Source organism: Rickettsiella endosymbiont of Litargus connexus (assembly GCF_964277335.1).
Classification (GTDB): domain Bacteria; phylum Pseudomonadota; class Gammaproteobacteria; order Diplorickettsiales; family Diplorickettsiaceae; genus Aquirickettsiella; species Aquirickettsiella isopodorum.
In genome coordinates this window covers 1,216,864-1,236,607 of record NZ_OZ195516.1, presented here as the reverse complement: position 1 = coordinate 1,236,607, position 19,744 = coordinate 1,216,864, and the positions used below count along the sequence as shown (strand labels likewise).

General features: G+C 37.7%; 15 protein-coding genes. 5 read left to right on the top strand and 10 right to left on the bottom strand.

The annotated features are described in order from the left end of the window. Positions 1-150: 150 nt before the first annotated feature. The 4 genes from ACICP9_RS05410 to ACICP9_RS05395 form a co-directional block, all read right to left on the bottom strand. Positions 151-2,907 (bottom strand): valine--tRNA ligase, encoded by a 2,757-nt coding sequence (locus ACICP9_RS05410; RefSeq protein ID WP_395498938.1) that lies wholly within the window; start codon positions 2,905-2,907, stop codon positions 151-153. Continuing rightward, on the bottom strand, positions 2,907-3,353 hold the full coding sequence (locus ACICP9_RS05405; RefSeq protein WP_395497381.1) for a DNA polymerase III subunit chi: 447 nt from the start codon (positions 3,351-3,353) through the stop codon (positions 2,907-2,909). Before ACICP9_RS05405 ends, ACICP9_RS05410 begins: the two co-directional genes overlap by 1 nt. Positions 3,354-3,371: 18 nt before the next feature. Continuing rightward, positions 3,372-3,938: a transglycosylase SLT domain-containing protein gene (locus tag ACICP9_RS05400; RefSeq protein ID WP_395497379.1), complete on the bottom strand. Its 567-nt coding sequence runs from the start codon at positions 3,936-3,938 to the stop codon at positions 3,372-3,374. Between the two features lie 167 nt (positions 3,939-4,105). Further along, the gene (locus tag ACICP9_RS05395) at positions 4,106-4,447 is read right to left on the bottom strand and encodes a histidine triad nucleotide-binding protein (RefSeq protein ID WP_395497377.1); all 342 of its coding nucleotides are present in this window, start codon (positions 4,445-4,447) and stop codon (positions 4,106-4,108) included. A gap of 172 nt (positions 4,448-4,619) precedes the next feature. On the opposite strand from ACICP9_RS05395, the gene ppa reads away from it, so the two are divergent. From ppa to topA, 3 genes are all read left to right on the top strand, one after another. Beyond that, complete coding sequence (ppa, locus tag ACICP9_RS05390; RefSeq protein ID WP_395497375.1) at positions 4,620-5,150, top strand: inorganic diphosphatase; 531 nt, start codon at positions 4,620-4,622, stop codon at positions 5,148-5,150. A 159-nt stretch (positions 5,151-5,309) separates the two neighbouring features. Beyond that, positions 5,310-6,542 carry a DNA-processing protein DprA gene (gene dprA / locus ACICP9_RS05385; RefSeq protein ID WP_395497373.1) on the top strand — a complete coding sequence of 411 codons (1,233 nt, stop codon included), beginning with the start codon at positions 5,310-5,312 and terminating at the stop codon, positions 6,540-6,542. 1 nt (position 6,543) lies between these two features. After that, positions 6,544-8,859 (top strand): type I DNA topoisomerase, encoded by a 2,316-nt coding sequence (topA, locus tag ACICP9_RS05380; RefSeq protein ID WP_395497371.1) that lies wholly within the window; start codon positions 6,544-6,546, stop codon positions 8,857-8,859. Between the two features lie 50 nt (positions 8,860-8,909). Here the strand turns inward: topA and xseA are convergent, their stop codons facing one another. From xseA to ACICP9_RS05355, 5 genes are all read right to left on the bottom strand, one after another. Beyond that, entirely contained in the window at positions 8,910-10,103 is a 1,194-nt protein-coding gene (xseA, locus tag ACICP9_RS05375) for an exodeoxyribonuclease VII large subunit (protein WP_395497369.1), read from the bottom strand. 74 nt (positions 10,104-10,177) lie between these two features. Continuing rightward, positions 10,178-12,388 carry a GTP diphosphokinase gene (relA, locus tag ACICP9_RS05370; RefSeq protein WP_395497367.1) on the bottom strand — a complete coding sequence of 737 codons (2,211 nt, stop codon included), beginning with the start codon at positions 12,386-12,388 and terminating at the stop codon, positions 10,178-10,180. Between the two features lie 91 nt (positions 12,389-12,479). Beyond that, complete coding sequence (gene dacB / locus ACICP9_RS05365; protein ID WP_395497365.1) at positions 12,480-13,892, bottom strand: D-alanyl-D-alanine carboxypeptidase/D-alanyl-D-alanine-endopeptidase; 1,413 nt, start codon at positions 13,890-13,892, stop codon at positions 12,480-12,482. Positions 13,893-13,981: 89 nt separating this feature from the next. Continuing rightward, positions 13,982-15,310: a 23S rRNA (uracil(1939)-C(5))-methyltransferase RlmD gene (rlmD, locus tag ACICP9_RS05360; RefSeq protein ID WP_395497363.1), complete on the bottom strand. Its 1,329-nt coding sequence runs from the start codon at positions 15,308-15,310 to the stop codon at positions 13,982-13,984. Next, on the bottom strand, positions 15,298-16,074 hold the full coding sequence (locus tag ACICP9_RS05355; RefSeq protein ID WP_395497362.1) for a 3'-5' exonuclease: 777 nt from the start codon (positions 16,072-16,074) through the stop codon (positions 15,298-15,300). The genes rlmD and ACICP9_RS05355 overlap by 13 nt, the downstream gene beginning before the upstream one ends. Before the next feature lie 434 nt (positions 16,075-16,508). Between ACICP9_RS05355 and adk the strand changes: the two genes are divergently transcribed. Beyond that, the gene (gene adk / locus ACICP9_RS05350) at positions 16,509-17,177 is read left to right on the top strand and encodes an adenylate kinase (protein ID WP_395497360.1); all 669 of its coding nucleotides are present in this window, start codon (positions 16,509-16,511) and stop codon (positions 17,175-17,177) included. 6 nt (positions 17,178-17,183) lie between these two features. On the opposite strand, the gene rluC is transcribed toward adk, so the two are convergent. After that, positions 17,184-18,131, bottom strand: a complete 948-nt coding sequence (gene rluC / locus ACICP9_RS05345) for a 23S rRNA pseudouridine(955/2504/2580) synthase RluC (protein WP_395497358.1) — start codon at positions 18,129-18,131, stop codon at positions 17,184-17,186. 206 nt (positions 18,132-18,337) lie between these two features. Here rluC and gltA point away from each other — a divergent pair, with 206 nt between their 5' ends. Then, a complete protein-coding gene (gene gltA, locus ACICP9_RS05340) occupies positions 18,338-19,627 on the top strand; it encodes a citrate synthase (RefSeq protein WP_395498936.1) in 1,290 nt (429 codons plus the stop codon). The last annotated feature ends 117 nt before the right edge of the window (positions 19,628-19,744 follow it).

Below are 19,744 nucleotides of genomic sequence, written 5' to 3'. Positions count from 1 at the left end.
TAAAGACAATTTCGATCTTAAAAATCTAGATAAACTATGAGTTCGTAATATGCCAAAAATATTAGATGTCGTTTTAGCTTCTTTGTGAAGATAGTAATTCCCAAGATCGTTTATTTAACTAGGGGGTAGTTTTTAGCTCATCGAATAGCGTCAATTTCTGGAAAATGAATTTAATTGGTTTTGTAATTTAGTATGAGTCGCAGTAAAATCAGCTAAACGTTGACGTTCTTGAGCAATAATTTCTGACGGTGCTTTTTTCACAAAAGCGGTATTAGCCAGTTTGGACTCAGCGCGTTCAATTTCCTTCTCTATTTTTAGAATTTCTTTTTTCAAGCGTTGTATTTCAGCTTCGGTATTGATTAATCCTTGCATAGGGATAAGTAGTTCTAAGTTGCCTACTACGCCCATGGCATGAGTCGTATTTTTTTCTTTTTCAACTATCCAATTTATTTCATTTATTTTAGCTAGATTCATAATATCATTTAGAAAAATGTGACTATTTTCACGATCTATTTTATTTCCTTTATAAAGTAGTAAGGGAATTTTTTTACCTGGAGCTATATTCATTTCACTGCGCAGAGTACGGATCGTATGCACAATAGTTTTTAGCCAAGTTAAGTCTTGTTCTGCATGATCATTTTTTTTAGTTTTATCAAATTGAGGGTAGGTTTGTATCATCAAACTACGCCCTGTTTTTCCGGCCAAAGGTGCGATGGTTTGCCAAATTTCTTCGGTAATAAAGGGCATTATAGGATGTAGCAAACGTAAACAAATTTCTAATACGAAAATTAAACAGCTCAAGGTTTCTTGGGATGCAGGGGAGCTTGTGTTGGTTAAAATAGGCTTAGCGAGTTCAACATACCAATCACAATACTCATTCCAAATAAACTCATAAATGGTTTGCGCCATCAAATCAAATCGATAATCTTGAAAATGCTTATGCATATTAGCAATGGTGTTTTGCAATAATGAATAAAAAGCACGGTTAATAGGTAGTGTTAAATTTTCTAAAGAATTTAACCTTTTTTGTTTTGTGTTATGCATTAAAACAAAGCGCGATGCATTCCAAAGTTTGTTACAAAAATTTCGATAACCTTCGGTTCGATTTAAATCAAAACGTATGTCACGGGTTGGTGAAGCTAAGGCACAATAAGTGAATCGTAAAGCATCGGTCCCTAATGCAGGAATACCTTGTGGAAATTGTTGTCGAGTAGCATGTTCAATTTTTTGGGCCATTTGTGCCCGCAGTAAACCTTGAGTACGTTTTGCCACTAAGTCATCTAGGTTAATGCCTAATATTACATCGAGAGGATCTAAGACATTGCCTTTTGATTTCGACATTTTTTGACCTTCATGATCACGTATCAAGCCAGTTACATACACTTCTTTAAAGGGAACCTTACCTGTAAAATGCAGTCCCAGCATTACCATGCGCGCTACCCAAAAAAAGATAATGTCAAATCCGGTGACTAAGACATTAGTTGGATAAAAAATTTTTAATTCTTTAGTCGATTGTGGCCAACCTAACGTGACAAAAGGCCAGAGTGCGGATGAAAACCAAGTATCTAGTACATCTTCATCTTGTTTAAGTGTCACTTTAGGATCGAGGGAATATTGCTCGCGAATGCTTTTTTCATTTTTACCCACATAAAATTGGCCTTGTTCATCATACCAGGCAGGAATTCGATGTCCCCACCAAAGCTGACGGCTAATGCACCAATCTTCAATATTCTCTAGCCATTGTAAACAAACCTTGCGCCAGGTTTCCGGAATAAAATCAAGCTTTCCTTGATTAATAGCTAAGAGTGCGGGTTTTGCTAAGGGTTGCATCGACATAAACCATTGATCGGTAAGATAAGGTTCTATCACAGCTCCTGAGCGATCCCCACGCGGAGTTTTTACCGGATAAGTCTCTGTTTTTTCTAATAATTCTAGTTGTTCTAAATCTTGGATGATTTTTTTTCTTGCAGCAAAGCGTTCTAAACCACGAAAGTTTTCTGGAGCCTGTTCATTAAGATGGGCATTAGGCGTAAAAATATTAATATTAGTTAAATGATGTCTTTGTGCGGTTGCATAGTCATTAAAATCATGTGCGGGAGTGATTTTTACACAACCACTCCCAAATGTGGGTTCTACGGATATGTCGGCAATTACTGGAATAACCCGTTCAGTTAATGGAAGTTTTATCTGTTTCCCAATATAGGATTGATAGCGTGGATCATCAGGATGTACCGCTACAGCGACATCACCAAATAAAGTTTCGGGTCGGGTCGTAGCAACTAGTAAAAAATCATCGCTATTAAGTAATGGATAGCGAATAGTCCATAAGTAGCCTGGTTCTTCTTGATTGATAACTTCTAGATCGGAAACTGCAGTTAAAAGCTCTGGGTCCCAATTAACCAAACGTTTACCGCGATAAATTAAATTTTTCGCATATAAGTCAATAAATACTTTTTCTACTGCTGCTGAGAAATCAGTATCGCGTGTAAATCGCTCTCGAGTCCAGTCTATGGAGGCCCCCATATAACGTAATTGTTCTGTTATCATGCCGCCGGATTTCTTTTTCCATTCCCATATGGCGTCTACAAATATTTCGCGTCCCATGTCATGTCGAGATTTTCCTTGAGCTAACAATTGACGTTCTACTACCATTTGCGTGGCTATGCCTGCATGATCAGTGCCGCCTTGCCATAAAACGTTTTTTCCACACATGCGTTGATATCGAATTAAAGCATCCATCAGAGTGACTTGAAAACCATGGCCCATATGCAGGCTTCCTGTGACATTCGGTGGTGGAAGTACGATGCAATAGGGTTTACCTTGACCACTAGGTTGGAAATAGGAATTCATTTCCCATTGTTTTCGCCAATGAGCTTCTATCTTTTTAGAGTCATAATTTTTATTTATCATGATATGCTTATATTGTGCGTGGTTAACAGACAGTTCTGGGCTTTATAAAATTTATATTTCTGACGCGATTGATTTTTATTTTCTTTCTCTGCGGATACCACTTCAATAATACGTGAGAATTCTGGAAAATAAGTTGGAACTTTATCGCTGAGGTTTAATAAAATCTCAGCACCTAGGGCGCTGGGTTTGTTAATAGCAATATTAACAGATAGCAGTGGATCAATGACTGAATTAACGCCTAAATAATTATGAGGAATGAAACTAATATCTCGAAAGGTCCATAGCAATTCATCTATGCGCTGTCCTTCCTCATGCGAGCTTACCTGTATAAAAATTTTTTTTTGCAGAAGATAGGCTTTATCAATTAACCGGCAGGTAAAACGATGTAGATCTTCTTGAGAGAGCGTACTTAATAAATAAAAATCAACGGTAGGATTTGGCATAAGTTTTATAACGTAATGCTAAGATGGATAATCTTCAGAATGATTATTTTCTGTTAGAGTTTGTTTAGAGGGTATAGGCGGCTTTTCTGTTGCAGCTAACATTCCTGGGTCACGTGCTTTTTCAGCAAGTTCATTAAAAGGATGTATTTTTGCATATTGGATGACCTGATGAGCATAAGGTAATCCATTTTGACGATTTTTGTTTTTATATAATGAAAGTACACAGGATTGAATATCCGTGTTTGGATTATTAGCCGCAATAGATTGGCATTGTAAGCGCAATTTTTCTAAAATTTGTGTGGCAATAACCAGATTTTTACAAGGTCTAAATAAATCGGAGGTATGAGCACCGATTCCTGGCAGCCATCGACTGGAAATTTGCATCAAGCCAATTTCCAAGTTTTTCCCTAAGGCGCTTTGCTTACGCGTATATTGGACGGCGGCAGGTATCGTTTTGAAAGTCTTAGTATGGCCTTCAACAGTAACAACGAGAGGATTATTTTGGGTTCCGGTTTGTATCATGGCATAGGGAATAGAGTTGTCAGCATACAGACTGCAAGCTAAAACAAGTGTTACTAAATCCATGATGAGGCCCTAATCAACGTAATAAATTATTCTCTTAACAAGAAATATACATAGGCTTACCTTCGCTTGGCAAGGGATTTCAGCCAAAAAATACCAGATTGTTCTATTGATTAGAGTAAAAATAGACAAGCTATGCTTATATTAATTTAATCGAGGTTAGTTTTTTATTAGCCAGGAGGCCAAAGTAACACGCGACCCCCTAGCAGGTGTAAATGTAAATGAAAAACCTCTTGCCCTCCATCCTTATTACAATTAAAAACAGCGCGATATCCAGATTGCGTAATCTGAGCTTTTTTAGCTAAATGACGTGCGACTTGCAGCATATTTCCTGCCAGCAGTGTATAATCCTCTGTCAGATCATTAAGCGTTGCGATATGCTTTTTGGGTACAATTAATTGATGAATAGGAGCACATGGATGCCTATCATTAAAGGCAATGATAGTTTCGTCTTGATAAACGATATCAGCAGGAAGTTCTTTTTTAATGATTTTGCAGAAAATACAATCCATAATAAGCCTTAATAACTGGACTAGCCTAAGTCGAATAGTTTGTTTATTATACGCTTCGCACTTGAATTTTTGTCTGTGTTGTTGCTGATCTTCCTCTTTGCGACACTGACCAAAAACCAATTACTATAAATATATTATGCTTTAAAAGTAAAGTTTTAGGAAATATAAAATTATGAATGCGCTTGTAAAATTAGGTCCAGGTAAAAAAGTCCCTGATGAAATCAATGTAGTGATAGAAATCCCTAGCCATAGTGATCCGATTAAATATGAGGTTGATAAAGAAACAGGTGCGCTACGTGTGGATCGTTTTTTAGGGACAGCCATGTACTATCCTTGCAATTACGGTTATGTTCCTTCTACTTTATCAGAAGATGGTGATCCCGTTGATGTATTAGTAGTAGCGCCTTTCCCCTTGTTAATTGGTTGTGTGATTTGTTGTCGACCGATTGGCCTGTTAAAAATGGAAGATGAATCAGGTATCGATGCTAAAATTTTAGCTGTGCCTATCGATAAATTATCTTCGTTGTATCACCAAATAAAAACTTGGCAAGATTTACCGGAACAACTTACACAGAGTATCCAACATTTCTTTGAGCATTATAAAGATCTGGAACCTGGAAAATGGGTCAAAGTGACCGGTTGGGTAGGGCCTGAGCAAGCAAGGATTGAAGTTAAGGCGAGTATGGATCGTTATAAACGCTAATTTTAGTGATTATTTTTTAAAAAATAAATCGAAATTTTCAATCTGTGAGTTCCGTGTTAGCAACAACTAATTAATTTTTTCAGAAAAATGCCTCTTGAAAATGCTTGCGCTAAAATGAGACACTTTAATTTGTAGATTGACAAATTAAAGTGCAGGCTCATGGATTTGACATTGAATGAAATAGGATATTGGTTAGCGCTTTATACTGTTCCGCGCTGTGGTTTAAGCACAGTTTCGATGCTCTTAAAAAAGTTTGATAACCCCAAACAAATTTTGTTAGCTTCGTACGAGGAATTGCTTCATGCAGGTGTCAGTCCAATACTTGCTAGTAACTTACAAAAACCAGATTGGAAAAGTGTAGAATTTAGCTTACGTTGGGTAGAAAACCCTCAACAGCATATTTTGCATTGGGGTGATTTACATTATCCAGTATTATTGCGTGAAATTTCTTCTCCACCGTTGGTTTTATTTATAATGGGAGAGCTGTCTCTTTTTCAGCAGCAAACTTTGGCCATAGTTGGTGCACGTAACCCCACACACACAGGTTTAGAGATTGCCTATCAGCTGGCTAACGAACTAACTGACCAAGGATTTGTTATTATCAGTGGTTTGGCAAGAGGTATTGATGGTGCAGCACATCAAGGCGCGTTAAGCAAAGGAATAACAATGGCTGTATTAGGGAGTGGGCATGAATGTATTTACCCGGTTTGTCATAAAGCTTTAGCGATGAATATAGTGGAAAAAGGAGGAACGTTGATTTCTGAATTTTTTCCATACGCATCGCCTAAGGCAGAATATTTTCCTAGGCGAAATAGGATCATTAGTGGCATGAGCCTAGGTGTTATCGTGGTAGAAGCAACGTTACGGAGCGGGTCATTAATTACTGCACGCTACGCATTGGAGCAAGGTCGAGAGGTGTTTGCTGTTCCAGGTTCTATTCGCAATCCCTTAAGTCAAGGCTGTCATGCCTTATTAAAAGAAGGGGCTACACTGGTTGAGAGCGGTATGGATATTATACAAGAGTTCTCATTTCTACCTGAACAGACGAATCGTCGGACTAATGAAGGAATATTGACTAAGCCCTCTAAAGCAGAAGATTTTATAGCAAAAAAGAAGGATAAAGCGATTCTTGATTCTAATCCGAAGACTGATCTAGGCTTGGTTTTCAATCATGAGATCCCGCAAATCAAACCTATTCTCGAAAAAAAGGATTTATCTGGACTTGATTCGCAGGATATAAAGCTTGTAGAGTGCCTTGAATTTGAAACGACAAGTATCGATATTTTGATAACGAGAACGGGCTTAACTATCGATAAATTGCTTGTTCGTTTATCAACACTGCAACTACAAGGGTATATTGACGTGGTTCCTGGGGGCTACGTGAGGAAATAAAATGGCAAAAAATCTATTGATTGTAGAATCGCCAGCTAAGGCTAAAACAATCAAGAAATATTTAGGTAAAGACTTTGAAGTTTTGGCTTCCTATGGCCATGTTCGCGATCTGATACCTAAAGAGGGCGCTGTGAATCCAGAGCAAAGTTTTGCTATGCAATATGCTCTGATTGAAAAGAATGCCAAACATATGGATATGATCATTAAGGCTTTTAAGAATGCCGATGCGTTATATCTTGCGACCGATCCGGATCGTGAAGGAGAAGCCATTGCTTGGCATATTTACGAAATTCTAAAGCAAAAAAAACTGCTAAAAAATAAGCCGACTTATCGTGTAGTCTTTCATGAAATTACCAAGTCGGCGATTAATACCGCTGTGGCAAATCCACGTCACATTGCTATGGATTTGGTGAACGCACAACAAGCACGCCGAGCATTGGATTATTTAGTGGGTTTTACACTATCCCCTTTATTATGGAAAAAAGTTCGTCGCGGTTTGTCGGCAGGACGTGTGCAAAGTCCCGCTTTACGATTAATCGTTGAGCGTGAAGAAGAAATCGAAGCATTTCAATCTCAAGAATATTGGACAATTACGGCAAATAATAAATTCGATGAAAAACCTTTTGCGGCGCGTTTAATTCAGTATCAGCAAGAAAAATTGAATCAATTTAGTATTAATAACGAAGAGCAAGCCACTGCAATCAAAGAAAATTTGCAACAATTGGCACAGGGTTATTTACAGGTTACCCATGTTGAGAAAAAACAACGTAAACGCAATCCGGCAGCTCCTTTTACGACGTCGACTTTGCAACAAGAAGCCGGACGTAAATTAGGATTTACTGCTCAGCGAACGATGCGTCTCGCACAGCAACTTTACGAAGGAATTGATGTCGGTGAAGGTTTAGTGGGATTGATTACGTATATGCGAACGGATTCTGTCCATTTATCCAATGAGGCTATCGTATCGATTCGTGAACTTATTATGCAACGTTATGGCGAGAAGGATTTACCCGAAAATCCCCGGCATTTTCGAACTAAAAGCCGTAATGCACAAGAAGCGCATGAAGCCATTCGGCCGACACATGTAGAATTTTCACCCGAACAACTTAAAAAACATTTAACGGCTGAACAGTTTAAATTATATGAGCTTGTTTGGAAGCGTGCAGTAGCATCACAGATGATGCATGCCACTATTGATACGGTGGCAGTTGATTTAAGTGCTAAAGCAGCGAAGGATCATTGTTTTCGAGCTAACGGATCGACTATTGTGCATGCAGGTTTTATGGCGGTTTATTTAGAAAGTTATGATGATAGTAAACCTAAAGCATCGGATGATAGATCGAAAGCTGAAGAAGAAAGTATGTTACCACCCCTAAAAGTAGGCGATCAAGTTAATCTTATCAACATTAGTGCCGATCAACATTTTACTGAACCGCCACCGCGTTACAGTGAAGCAAGTTTGGTCAAGGCTTTAGAAGAGCGAGATATTGGCCGGCCTTCCACCTACGTGCCTATTATTTCAACCTTGCAGCAAAGAGAGTATGTCACGCTTGATCAAAAAAGATTTAAACCGACGGATGTCGGTAGGATAGTGAATAAATTTCTTACGCGTTATTTTATGCAATATGTGGATTATGCATTTACAGCGCGATTAGAGGATGAGCTGGATCAAATTTCTAGAGGAGAGAAAGAATGGATTCCTTTGTTGCAAGATTTTTGGGTACCGTTTAAAACATTGATTGAGACTACTGAGGAAACGGTACAGCGAAAAGATGTTACTCAAGAAGCTTTGGATGAAACTTGCCCTAAATGTGGTAAAACTTTATCGATACGCTTAGGTAAGCGCGGTAGATTTATTGGTTGTTCAGGATATCCAGAGTGTGATTACACGCGAAATATGGAAGGAGAGGTCACTACGGCAAGTGAACCTGAAGTTGTACAAGGTCGTTTATGCCCTGATTGCGGACATGCTTTACATATAAAAATGGGTCGTTATGGAAAGTTTATAGGCTGTAGTAACTATCCGAAATGCAAACATATAGAGCCTTTAGAAAAACCAGCTGATACGGGAATAGAGTGTCCTGAATGTCATAAAGGCACATTTCTTAAGCGCAAATCGCGGTATGGTAAAATTTTCTTTTCTTGTTCTACGTATCCTACTTGCACGTACGCAGTGTGGAATGAACCTATCGAACAAGCCTGCCCGCGTTGTGCTTGGCCAGTGATGACGATTAAAACAACCAAACGTCGAGGAACTGAAAAAGTTTGTCCTCGTAAGGAGTGTGGGTATGCTGAGCCTATGCCAGAAGAAAAATAATTTCTATGTTTTTTTACTCACAGCCAAAAATTCAAGTGCGAAGAGTAGTATTAGAGTTTTGCTTTGACTTCACAAAGTAATTCACCTTTAGCCAGTTTGGTAATAATTTCCTGACCCGATTTTACTTCCTTGCTATTACGCAGAATTTTTTTGCTCGTTGCATCCCTTACAATTGCATAACCGCGTGCTAAGCTAGCTAAAGGACTTATGGCGTGAAGTGTGCGGGATAAACCTGAAAGTTTTTGTTCGTGGAAGTGTAATTGTCTTTTTATACTTAAATTTAGACGCTGAGTTAATTCATCACAATTCTGAAAACTATCTTGCAATCGTTGTTGTGGATGACGTAAACGCTTAGCTAGATTTTTTAGATTTTGCTGATAGCTTTTTAATAAATATAAGATAGTTTTAATCAGATGGTGATAGGTTTTATCTAGCTGTTGCTGGTATTCATTACCATCGGGGCTGGCTAATTGTGCTGCCATAGTGGGAGTGGCTGCACGTTTGTCAGCAACAAAATCAGCAATAGTAAAATCTGTTTCATGCCCAATAGCACTAATAAGGGGTAATTCACTTTTAAAAATTGCTCTAGCGACGTTTTCTTCGTTAAAAGGCCATAGATCCTCCAGTGATCCTCCTCCTCGCGCCAAAATTAAAACGTCACATTCTTTACGTTGATTCGCAGTTTTTATCTGCTGAACAATTTGCGCAGAGGCATTTTTTCCTTGAACTAAAGAGGGATATATTATGATGTTAATCGTAGGAAAACGTTCCTTAAGAACAATACAGATATCTCGCAGCGCAGCGCCTGTTTCTGAACTTATCACGCCTATCGTACCAGGAAATTTAGGTAAAAGTTTTTTATGGTGTGGTTCAAATAAACCTTCCGCTGCAAGTTGAGTTTTTAATTGTTCAAATGCTTTTCGTAATGCACCTTCACCCGCGGGTTCAAATTGATCAATGATTAATTGAAACTCTCCCCGTGCAGGATATAAGGAAATTTTGGCGCTAGCTAAAATTTGCATACCATTTTGGGGTTGATTGTCTTTATAACGCTGCCGCCCATTGAAGAGCGCACAGCGTACTTGCGCCTTTTCATCTTTTAAAGAAAAATACCAATGCCCTGAACTAGGGCTTGCGAAATTAGAAATTTCACCTTCTACCCAAATAGGTAAAAATGCATCTTCCAATAGATCTTGAACCATTTGATTAAGTTCCGAAACGCTATAGATTGATTTTTTAGACATATATATCCCAGTATCAAGTAGATATACGGCTCCAATAGAACAGGCAGTAAGGTAAGTAGCTTGCTGCCCATAGTTTAACTAATGATTTGTCTTCTCACCTCAATAACATTAGGGACTTGCTTAATCCGATCTAAGACTTTACCAAGTGAGAGTAAACTGGGTATTTCAATCGTTAATTTAATATACGCTTTGGGATCGAGCTTATCACTGGCTAGTGTTAGTGCAACCAAATTTAATTTTTCATTAGCAATGAGTGTAGATACATCCCGTAGTAAACCAGGTCGATTGTACGCTTCCACGCAAATGTCGACGGGATACACTTGACTAACGGCTAGGCCCCAATCAGCATCTACTAAGCGATTTTGCTTTTCTGGTTCAAGATTGAGTAAATGTATACAATCATCACGATGCAAAACAATGCCTCGACTTTGGGTGATAAATCCTCGGATAGGATCACCTGGTACAGGTTTGCAACAGCCGGCAGTTTGGGTTAACAAGTCGGTAACTCCGGCTATGCTAATGCCTTCTGGCAAGCTGCTACGAGGTTTGCCTAACAAAATTTCAGGTTGGACTAAGTTGGATGCTAACTGTTTTTCTTGCGATTGTATTGCATTTAAAAGTTGGGCAAGCCGTAAATCACCACTGCCTAATGCGGCAATCATTTCTTTTTTGGTCTTAAAATGCAGTTTATGCGCTAATTTCTCAGGATCGAGAGTTGTTAATCCTAGTCGTTGAATTTCTTTATTGAATAAATCTTCTCCGTGGAGTAAATGTTTTTCATAATCTTGAGTTTTAAACCAGTGATGGGCTTTTGCTTTAGCTCGAGCAGTGTATAAATAGCCTAGATTGGGATTTAGCCAATCTAGGCTTGGACTTCCTTGTTTTGCAGTAAGAATTTCGATTTGTTCACCAATTTTTAGTTGGTAAGTTAATGGAACAATAGCACCATTGATTTTTGCTCCTCGGCAACGATGTCCTACTTCACTATGAATATGATAGGCAAAATCCAAAGGGGTCGAACCTTTAGGTAAATCTAGAATATCTCCGTTTGGAGTAAACACATAGACACGATCATCTAAAACAGTGGTTAGACCAGGTACGGTTGCTTTGCCACGCTTCACTAATTCTTTTTGCCACTCTAGTACTTGACGTAGCCAAGCAATTTTAGTTTGGTAACTTTCTTTTTGTCGTTGGGCTGTTTCTTTATATTGCCAATGTGCGGCTAAACCATGCTCAGATTCTTGGTGCATTTGATGAGTGCGAATTTGAATTTCGAGTATTTTTTGGCCAGGACCTAAAACCGCGGTATGAATAGAACGGTAACCATTGGATTTTGGTGTTGAAATATAATCATCAAATTGTCCTGATACAGGTGACCATAGACTATGAATGATACTTAAAACATTGTAGCAATCTTTAACAGTATTGACCAAAATACGGATGGCATTGAGATCATACAATTCTTCAAATTTTAATTTTTTTTGTTGCATCTTTCTGTAAATACTATGGATATGTTTTACACGTCCATAGACTTCAAAATTATGTAGTTGGGCATTGTCTAAAATTTTTCGTAACTGAGTTAAAATTATTTGTACATAGGACTCACGATCGATCAATCGTTCTTGAAGTAGCTGTGCGATTTGAGCGTATATTTTTGGTTCAAGATAATGTAAAGAGAGATCCTCTAGTTCCCATTGCAATTGACCTACACCCAGACGATTAGCTAAAGGAGCGTAAATATCAAGCGTTTCCCGAGCATAGGCTTGACTGGCTTTTCGATCCAACATATCTAGAGTGCGCATAGTAGCGGTACGTTCTGCAAGTTTAATGAGAACAACTCGCATATCTTCTACCATGGCAAGTAGCATTTTTCGAATATTTTCTAACTGAGTTTGATGTAGATTAGCAGCAGTACTGGCAATACGAATGGCGTTCATTTGTTTAGCGCCCTCGATAATTTTAGCCACATTCGGCCCTAAATGCTCACAGATCGTTTCTAAGCAAAGTTCAGCATAGTTTACACAACTATAAATTAAGGAAGCGGCAATTGTTTCTTTATCAAGATGTAAATCTAACAGAATTTCGGCCATCGTGAGGCCTTGCTGTAAGCAAGAAACATGCGTAGGAGTAGTTTTTGCTTCTCCCACAATTTGACTTAAAATAGAAGCCTGTCGAATCAATTTGAAATCTTCTTGACTACGCTGCATCGCCGCATGGTGTAGCCATGTTTCTAAATTAATACTACCGTCATTATTTAAGTAGAGCGAATTTTTTATTTTAACCATTTTCAATTATCCTTATTTTTAGTTTGTTGCTCTAAAAAATTAGAAAAATCAATTAACTTATGTAAACTTGGCTTTGAGCTGAATATTTATTTTATACATAACTTCTAGCTAAAAATTCGCAAATTTGATTTTCTAATAAACGATAACCTCCTTGATTATTTTTACCAGGAACAGGATCATTAATTAAAATAGAAAAAGCTAGAACTTGATTGTTTGCGGTCCGAACATAGCCAGCTAAACTACTTATTCCATGCATGCTGCCTGTTTTAGCGTGTATTCTACCCAGTGAAAGACCGCCTAGACGATGTTTTAATGTTCCATCGATTCCCGATCGCGGTAAGGATTCAAAAAGCAAATCGCTATCAGGTAATTGGGTATAAGCGAAATTTAATAATTTAACAAAGGCATTAGGCGTGACTATATTATTACGAGATAAGCCAGAACCATCGACCATCACAAGGTGCTTGAAATCAATATCTGTTTTGCTGGCAAGAATAGCTTGAACAGCATTTCTACCGGTTTTCCAACTACCTTGAACTGAAAAATATTTTTCCCCTAGTTTTTTTAATAAACTATCCGCAATAAGATTATCGGACTTTTTTAACATATTTTTTATTAAAAAAGCAAGTTCTGGTGAACTATTTTCGGCTAATGTTTTGGCAAATGGCGGAGTCTTCCCATAGACTAAACTTGAATAGTGGATAGAGTATTTTCTTAATAATCCGGCCACAATATCATAGGTAGCCAAATTTGGATTTTGCAAAGCCACTGCGAATGATAAAGGGCCCATCTTAGGGGAAAGGTATCCTCTTAAAGTATAGTGATTTTTGCTAGCAGTTTTTGGTTTTAAATCTAAAGAATAACTTCCTTGTCTTAAACGTTTGGTCACAGCTTGATTGTCGATAACGATACCTAAATTGCTATTACTTTTTGTGACAGTAGGATGTAATAAATGTTGATTAGGTTTAACACTAAGGCTAAAGCAATTGCGATTGATAATGGTCGCTGTGACAGGGGCTGCATAGCAGAAAATTTTATCATCAATGACACGTCCTGGAGGCCAAGTACTTCGATCAATAACAGTATCATCAATAACGATATTGCCCTGGATTCTATTTATATGTTGTTCATTTAATGTTTCTAACATGTCTTTGAGATCATCTAGAGTTAAATAAGGATCGCCACTAAATTTAATATATAGATTTCCAGTTAAAACACCATTATGAATCCTTGCTCCGGGGTTGGTTAAAAAACGAGTTTTAAATTGGAAATGAGGCCCTAAATAATCTAAAGCGGCAATTCCGGTAAATAATTTTAGAGTACTAGCAGGTACAAAGCCACGGTTGGCATTATATTGGTATAACACTCTTCCAGTTGATAAAGATTGAATGGAAACACCCGTGTTAAAGCCTTTAAAATGACTTAATATGTTATTCAGACTTTGTTGTATGGATGTAAGCGATGCCTCTTGGCCATTTTCGTTATAATAGGCAAAACTTTTCATGGGGCTCATTAGCAAGATCGTACTGGAAACTATTCCTATCAAAAACCAGAAAGTTTTGAGAAATGGGCTGTTTAGTTTATTCATACTACCTATTTAGTAAATAAACAAATTGCTTCGCTATGATGAGTTTGCGGAAACATATCCATGATTCCGGCTCGTTGTAAGGTGTAACCTTGTTTTACTAATTCCCCTGCATCTCTAGCAAGACTAGCAGGATTACAGGATACATACACAATTCGCTCAGCATTCCAATGTGCAATTTGTTGAATGATTTCAAAAGCTCCAGAGCGAGGTGGGTCCAATAGAATTTTGTTGAATGTTTGTTGAATCCAGGTTTCTTTTAGTATAGAACCTGTTAAGTCAGCCGTATAAAATTGTGTATTGTTAATAGTGTTGTGCCTAGCATTGGCTTTTGCCCGCTCTACGAGTTCAGCATATCCCTCGACACCTACGACAAATTGGCATCGTGTGGCAAGAGGTAGACTAAAATTACCTAATCCGCAGAATAAATCCAATATCCGATCGCTGAAATTAGGTGAGAGCAATTCCATGGCTCGTTGGATCATTGCCTGATTGATGTTTGCATTGATCTGGACGAAATGCTTAGGTTCGAACAAAAGTTCTAAAGGGTTATAACCTTTATTTTCCAAGCGATAACTTAACAATTTAGGATCTTTTGGCCAAATACAGTGCGTGGTACTTTCATTGCCAGGTTGCAAGTAGAGTTGTAATTTATGCTGTTTCGCAAAATTTTTGAGTTGCATTTGATCCGAGTTGTCTAAAGGGGTGAGATGTCGAAAAACTAAGCCTAGCATTTCATCCCCTAGTGCGGCTTCAATTTGCGGGATAGTTTGAAAAGCATTTAATTTATGAATAAGTTGTTGTAAAGGAACTAAAAGTTGACCCACTCTAGGATCCAATGTTTTACAAGTTTGTAGTTGTGCTAGATAACGTCCATTTTTCTCACGGAAACCAACTAATACCGCTCGCTTTTTGGTTACGTATTTAACACCTAGGCGCGCTCGGCGGCGGTAGCCCCAGCTTGCCCCCTTAAGTGGAGGGAGTAATGATTTGGGTTTGATTTCAGCAAAATGGATGAGTTGCTCAGTAAGAGTTTTTTCTTTGTGCTGAAGTTGAGCTTGGTTACTGAGATGTTGTAGGCTGCATCCACCACAACTATCATAATGTAGGCATTCTGGTTGAATTCTATCAGTTGAAGCTTTTAATATTTGGGTAGATTTTGCTTCATCATAGGAACGCCGCTTTTTGTTATAAGCGATTAGGACTGTTTCTCCAGGTAAAGCATTCTCAACGAAGGTAATTTTCCCATTAATGTGCGCAATGCCCCGGCCTTCATGAGAAATCCCTGTAATAACAACAGGAGTGGTATTGATAGATGAAGTTTTTAAATTTTCCATGCGGCTATAAATTGTTTGAAATGGGGTTTATTTTCTTGAGTAATGGTTTCATAGATATAAGCACACTTTTTTTGATAAGCCTCAACAGAGAAATTTCCTCGTATCAATTCAAAACGAAGATAAATTAAGTAGGTATTTAACACGTCTGTTTCGCAATAATTTCGAATGGCGTCTAATTTTCCATTTAAAAAGTAATCCCAAACTTGGCTACCATCCATCCCAAGTTTTCCTGGCAAGCCTAACATGATGGCGATTTCCGTCAGCGGGGCATTTGCGCGGCCTTGGTAGGCGGCTAAAATGTCCATTAAATCCATATGCCGATAATGATAACGGCTCAAATAGTTATTCCAACGGAAACTAGCATCCTCATTCCCTATATTCCAATAACTAGGACTACTAATTCCGTATAATAATGCTCGGTAGTGTAAAACAGGCAGATCGAAGCCACTGCCATTCCAGGAGATCAAGATAGGTAAATATTTTTCAATACATTTGAAAAATGCTTCAATTAGGACAGGTTCATCTGAATTGATATTACCCAATGACCCTATCTTAAATTGATTTTTAGTGTGTAATGCGACAGAAATGGCGACGATACGCTGTAAATGATAAGGAAGAAAGTCAGAATTACCCGTTTTTTCTTGACGTTTAGCTTGCATTGTTTCTGCAACTTTCCGATCGCTTTTTTCACTCTCTAAGTTATAAAGGATTCGCCCATTTTTTGTATCAGGAACAGTTTCAATGTCAAAAACAAAAGTATTCATAGAATTATCAGGATAGAAATAGATAAAACCTCTTTAATGTAAACTAATTTTTGCTAAAAATTGCCAAATAATGATTACCCGTATAAATGACTTACTTTCTATCTACTAGATGTCTCGGCTATTACGCAAAAAATCAAGTTTTTTAGCGTGTTCTTACCGATGCATAGTCGATCAAGTATATTTCTGAAAATAGCCTACGTGTTCGTCTCTTTTTATAGTAGACTTCTTTCAAAACTTTTTAAATCAATCTAATTTTAGCATGGTTATTTACAGATATAATACAGGTTGGGTTTTTTACCATGGACTAGAAAAATCAAAAAAATCATAGTTAAAAGATATAACTAGAGTGATAAAAGCATATTTTTAGACTTCTGGCTAGTCTGGATCTGGTTTTTTGTGGATGCTGTTTAGATACTTACTTGAGATAATAATAGATGAGAATTATTTTATTAGGGGCACCTGGGGCAGGAAAGGGTACGCAAGCAAAATTTTTAACAGCTTACTACCATATTCCTCAAATTTCTACGGGGGATATGTTACGTTATGCTGTTAGTCAGGGTACTCCCGTCGGCCTTCAGGCCAAGGCTTTGATGGACTCAGGTCAATTAATTTCGGATAAGGTCATTATCGAATTGGTCGAAGCACGCATTCAACAACCTGATTGTATCAATGGTTTTTTATTTGATGGATTTCCACGCACGTTACCTCAGGCGGAGGCGATACGGGCTAATGGTATTTTGATAGATTTTGTTATAGAAATTAAGGTTGAAGACGATGAAATTGTAAAGCGCTTAAGTGGCCGGCGTATTCACTTGGATTCAGGACGTATTTATCATATATTGTATAATCCCCCCAAAATACCGAATAAAGATGATGTAACAGGGGAAGAGCTCATTCAACGTAAAGATGATACCGAAGCAACGGTACGTGAGCGTTTACGGATTTATCATCAACAAACCAAGCCCTTACTTTGCTATTACAAAGAATGGCAGTATCGCGGCGATCCGGGTGCGCCCTGTTATATTTCAATTAATGGATATGCTGACGTTGAAGAAGTTCGCAGGAATATTTTTGCAGCGCTAAAGGAAAACAGGAAAGAATAGAATTAGCTAATCAACAGATAAAGGGGTTAGGCATTTTAAAAGTTGGTTTAAATCTTTTGGCAATTCTGCATTTAGCGTTATAGTTTTCGCTATTGAGGGTAAAGTAAATTCAAGTTGACTGGCATGTAAGAAAAGCCGTTTACAGCCCAATTGACGCATCTTTTTATTGATTTCTTTATCGCCATATTTTTCATCTCCAATGATAGGGTGCTTGGCAAATTGGGCATGAACGCGAATTTGATGGGTGCGACCAGTGATTGGCATTACTGCGACCAGCGTAGATTCAGCATAATAATGTTGTACAGAAAATTCAGTTAAAGAACTTTTGCCTTCTGGTTGGACGCGTACAATGCGTTCTCCTGATAGCAATTGGTTCTTATATAAGGGGACGTCGACTTTTAATAACGATTTAGGCCAATGCCCTGTCACTAGAGCAATATAAGTCTTTTTAATTTTCCCTAAACGTAATAATTCATGTAGTTCTTTTAAAACACTACTTTTTTTAGCGAGTAATAAACAACCTGAAGTATCGCGATCCAAGCGATGAACTAATTCCAAGAACTTTAATTGTGGACGTAGTAAACGTAAAGCCTCTATGACTCCTAAATGTATCCCACTCCCACCGTGGACAGCAATACCACTCGGCTTGTTAAGGACTAAAAAATGCTTATCTTCAAAAATGATTGCTTTTTCAAGTAGCTCAGCTAGTTTTTCATTCAAACTATTTTTTTTCGTGGCAACGAGGGCAAGTCGTAGAGGAGGGATGCGAATAATGTCCCCTTCTTGTAAACGATAATCCGGCTTTACCCTTTTTTTATTGATACGTAATTCGCCTTTTCGTATGATTCGGTAAAGTCGACTTTTAGGTAGGCCTTTTAACCGCGACATTAAAAAATTGTCGAGTCTCTGGCCAGAATAGTCTTTTGTTACAGTTAAATGTTGAATAGTTTGCACAATATCGTTAATCTAGCATAAATCTAGCACACCTTTCTAATAATTTGCTTAAATCTTAAATAAGTTGCCGAAATTGACATCAGTATTTTATCTTTGTTATATATCACCCGCTTTTTAGGTAATTGCTAGTTTAGTTGGCGTACGAAATTAAATTTATAAATTCAGAGGCTATTATGACTCAATCTGCGGAAGTAACCACTAAAGACTTGTCTTCTTCGACGGCAATTTTGACGGTTAATAACTTATCTCCAATTAATTTGCCAATTTGGGAAGCGACCTTAGGGCCTGATGTTATTGATGTGACTCAATTAGCCAAAGTTAATCGATTTACCTATGATCCAGGGTTTCTATCTACTGCGTCCTGTTCTTCTAAAATTACTTTTATTGATGGCGATAAAGGTATCTTACTTTATCGTGGCTACTCGATTGATCAACTCGCAGAAAAATCAGACTTTATAGAAGTTGCTTATCTATTGCTTCATGGTGAATTGCCGAATCAAATTCAAAAACAGGGTTTTAATGAGGAGATTAATCAACACACGATGGTTCATGAGCAATTACGACATTTTTTTCATGGATTTCGCAGAGATGCTCACCCCATGGCAATTATGTTAGGTGTTGTTGGGGCACTATCTGCTTTTTATCATGATTTGTTAGATATTCATAATAAAGAACATCGTAAACTAGCCGCATTAAGATTAATTGCTAAAATGCCCACCCTTGCTGCCATGTCCTATAAGTATGCGACTGGGTTGCCCTTTATGTATCCTCTTAATCATTTAAATTATGCAGAAAATTTTATGCATATGATGTTTGGAGTTCCAACCGAAGAGATCCAACCTAATCCAGTGTTAGCGAGGGCTTTAGATAAGATTTTTATTTTACATGCAGACCATGAACAGAATGCTTCTACTTCTACTGTGAGACTGGCAGGTTCAACAGGCGCTAATCCTTATGCCTGCATTTCTGCCGGCATAGCCGCTTTATGGGGTCCTGCTCATGGTGGCGCTAACGAAGCTTGTTTAAATATGTTGCTTGAAATAGGAGATATCTCACGGATTGACCATTACATCGAAAAAGCAAAAGATCCTAATGATCCTTTTCGGTTAATGGGCTTTGGACATCGTGTCTATAAAAATTATGATCCACGTGCATCCGTGATGAAAAAGACATGCCATGAAGTATTGGAAGAAACTGGCCAAAAAGAAGTACCTTTATTTAAACTTGCATTAGCTTTAGAAAAAATTGCTTTAGAAGATCCTTATTTTATTGAAAGAAAATTATATCCTAATGTAGATTTTTATTCGGGTATTACTTTAAGTGCTTTAGGGGTTCCTACTAATATGTTTACTGTAATTTTTGCATTAGCTCGTACAGTAGGTTGGGTTTCACAATGGGAAGAAATGATGTCTGACCCTAAACTCCGTATTGCAAGACCTAGACAATTATATATTGGAAATACACAAAGAAATTATATACCTATTGAAAAAAGGTAATTAAATCCCCATAAAACCTATTTGTAAATTTAGTAGTTAAAAATCCTATTAGAGTATGCCAAATTTTTTAGTGATAAAATATTGCTGAATTATCTATAATTTATCGATATAATAAGA

What these genes read in the sequence shown, in the direction of transcription:
- ACICP9_RS05405 (WP_395497381.1), bottom strand. Translation starts at nt 3,353, where the DNA reads ATGCCAAATCCTACCGTTGATTTTTATTTATTAAGTACGCTCTCTCAA.
- ACICP9_RS05400 (WP_395497379.1), bottom strand. Translation starts at nt 3,938, where the DNA reads ATGGATTTAGTAACACTTGTTTTAGCTTGCAGTCTGTATGCTGACAAC.
- ACICP9_RS05395 (WP_395497377.1), bottom strand. Translation starts at nt 4,447, where the DNA reads ATGGATTGTATTTTCTGCAAAATCATTAAAAAAGAACTTCCTGCTGAT.
- ppa (WP_395497375.1), top strand. Translation starts at nt 4,620, where the DNA reads ATGAATGCGCTTGTAAAATTAGGTCCAGGTAAAAAAGTCCCTGATGAA.
- dprA (WP_395497373.1), top strand. Translation starts at nt 5,310, where the DNA reads ATGGATTTGACATTGAATGAAATAGGATATTGGTTAGCGCTTTATACT.
- topA (WP_395497371.1), top strand. Translation starts at nt 6,544, where the DNA reads ATGGCAAAAAATCTATTGATTGTAGAATCGCCAGCTAAGGCTAAAACA.
- xseA (WP_395497369.1), bottom strand. Translation starts at nt 10,103, where the DNA reads ATGTCTAAAAAATCAATCTATAGCGTTTCGGAACTTAATCAAATGGTT.
- relA (WP_395497367.1), bottom strand. Translation starts at nt 12,388, where the DNA reads ATGGTTAAAATAAAAAATTCGCTCTACTTAAATAATGACGGTAGTATT.
- dacB (WP_395497365.1), bottom strand. Translation starts at nt 13,892, where the DNA reads ATGAAAAGTTTTGCCTATTATAACGAAAATGGCCAAGAGGCATCGCTT.
- rlmD (WP_395497363.1), bottom strand. Translation starts at nt 15,310, where the DNA reads ATGGAAAATTTAAAAACTTCATCTATCAATACCACTCCTGTTGTTATT.
- ACICP9_RS05355 (WP_395497362.1), bottom strand. Translation starts at nt 16,074, where the DNA reads ATGAATACTTTTGTTTTTGACATTGAAACTGTTCCTGATACAAAAAAT.
- adk (WP_395497360.1), top strand. Translation starts at nt 16,509, where the DNA reads ATGAGAATTATTTTATTAGGGGCACCTGGGGCAGGAAAGGGTACGCAA.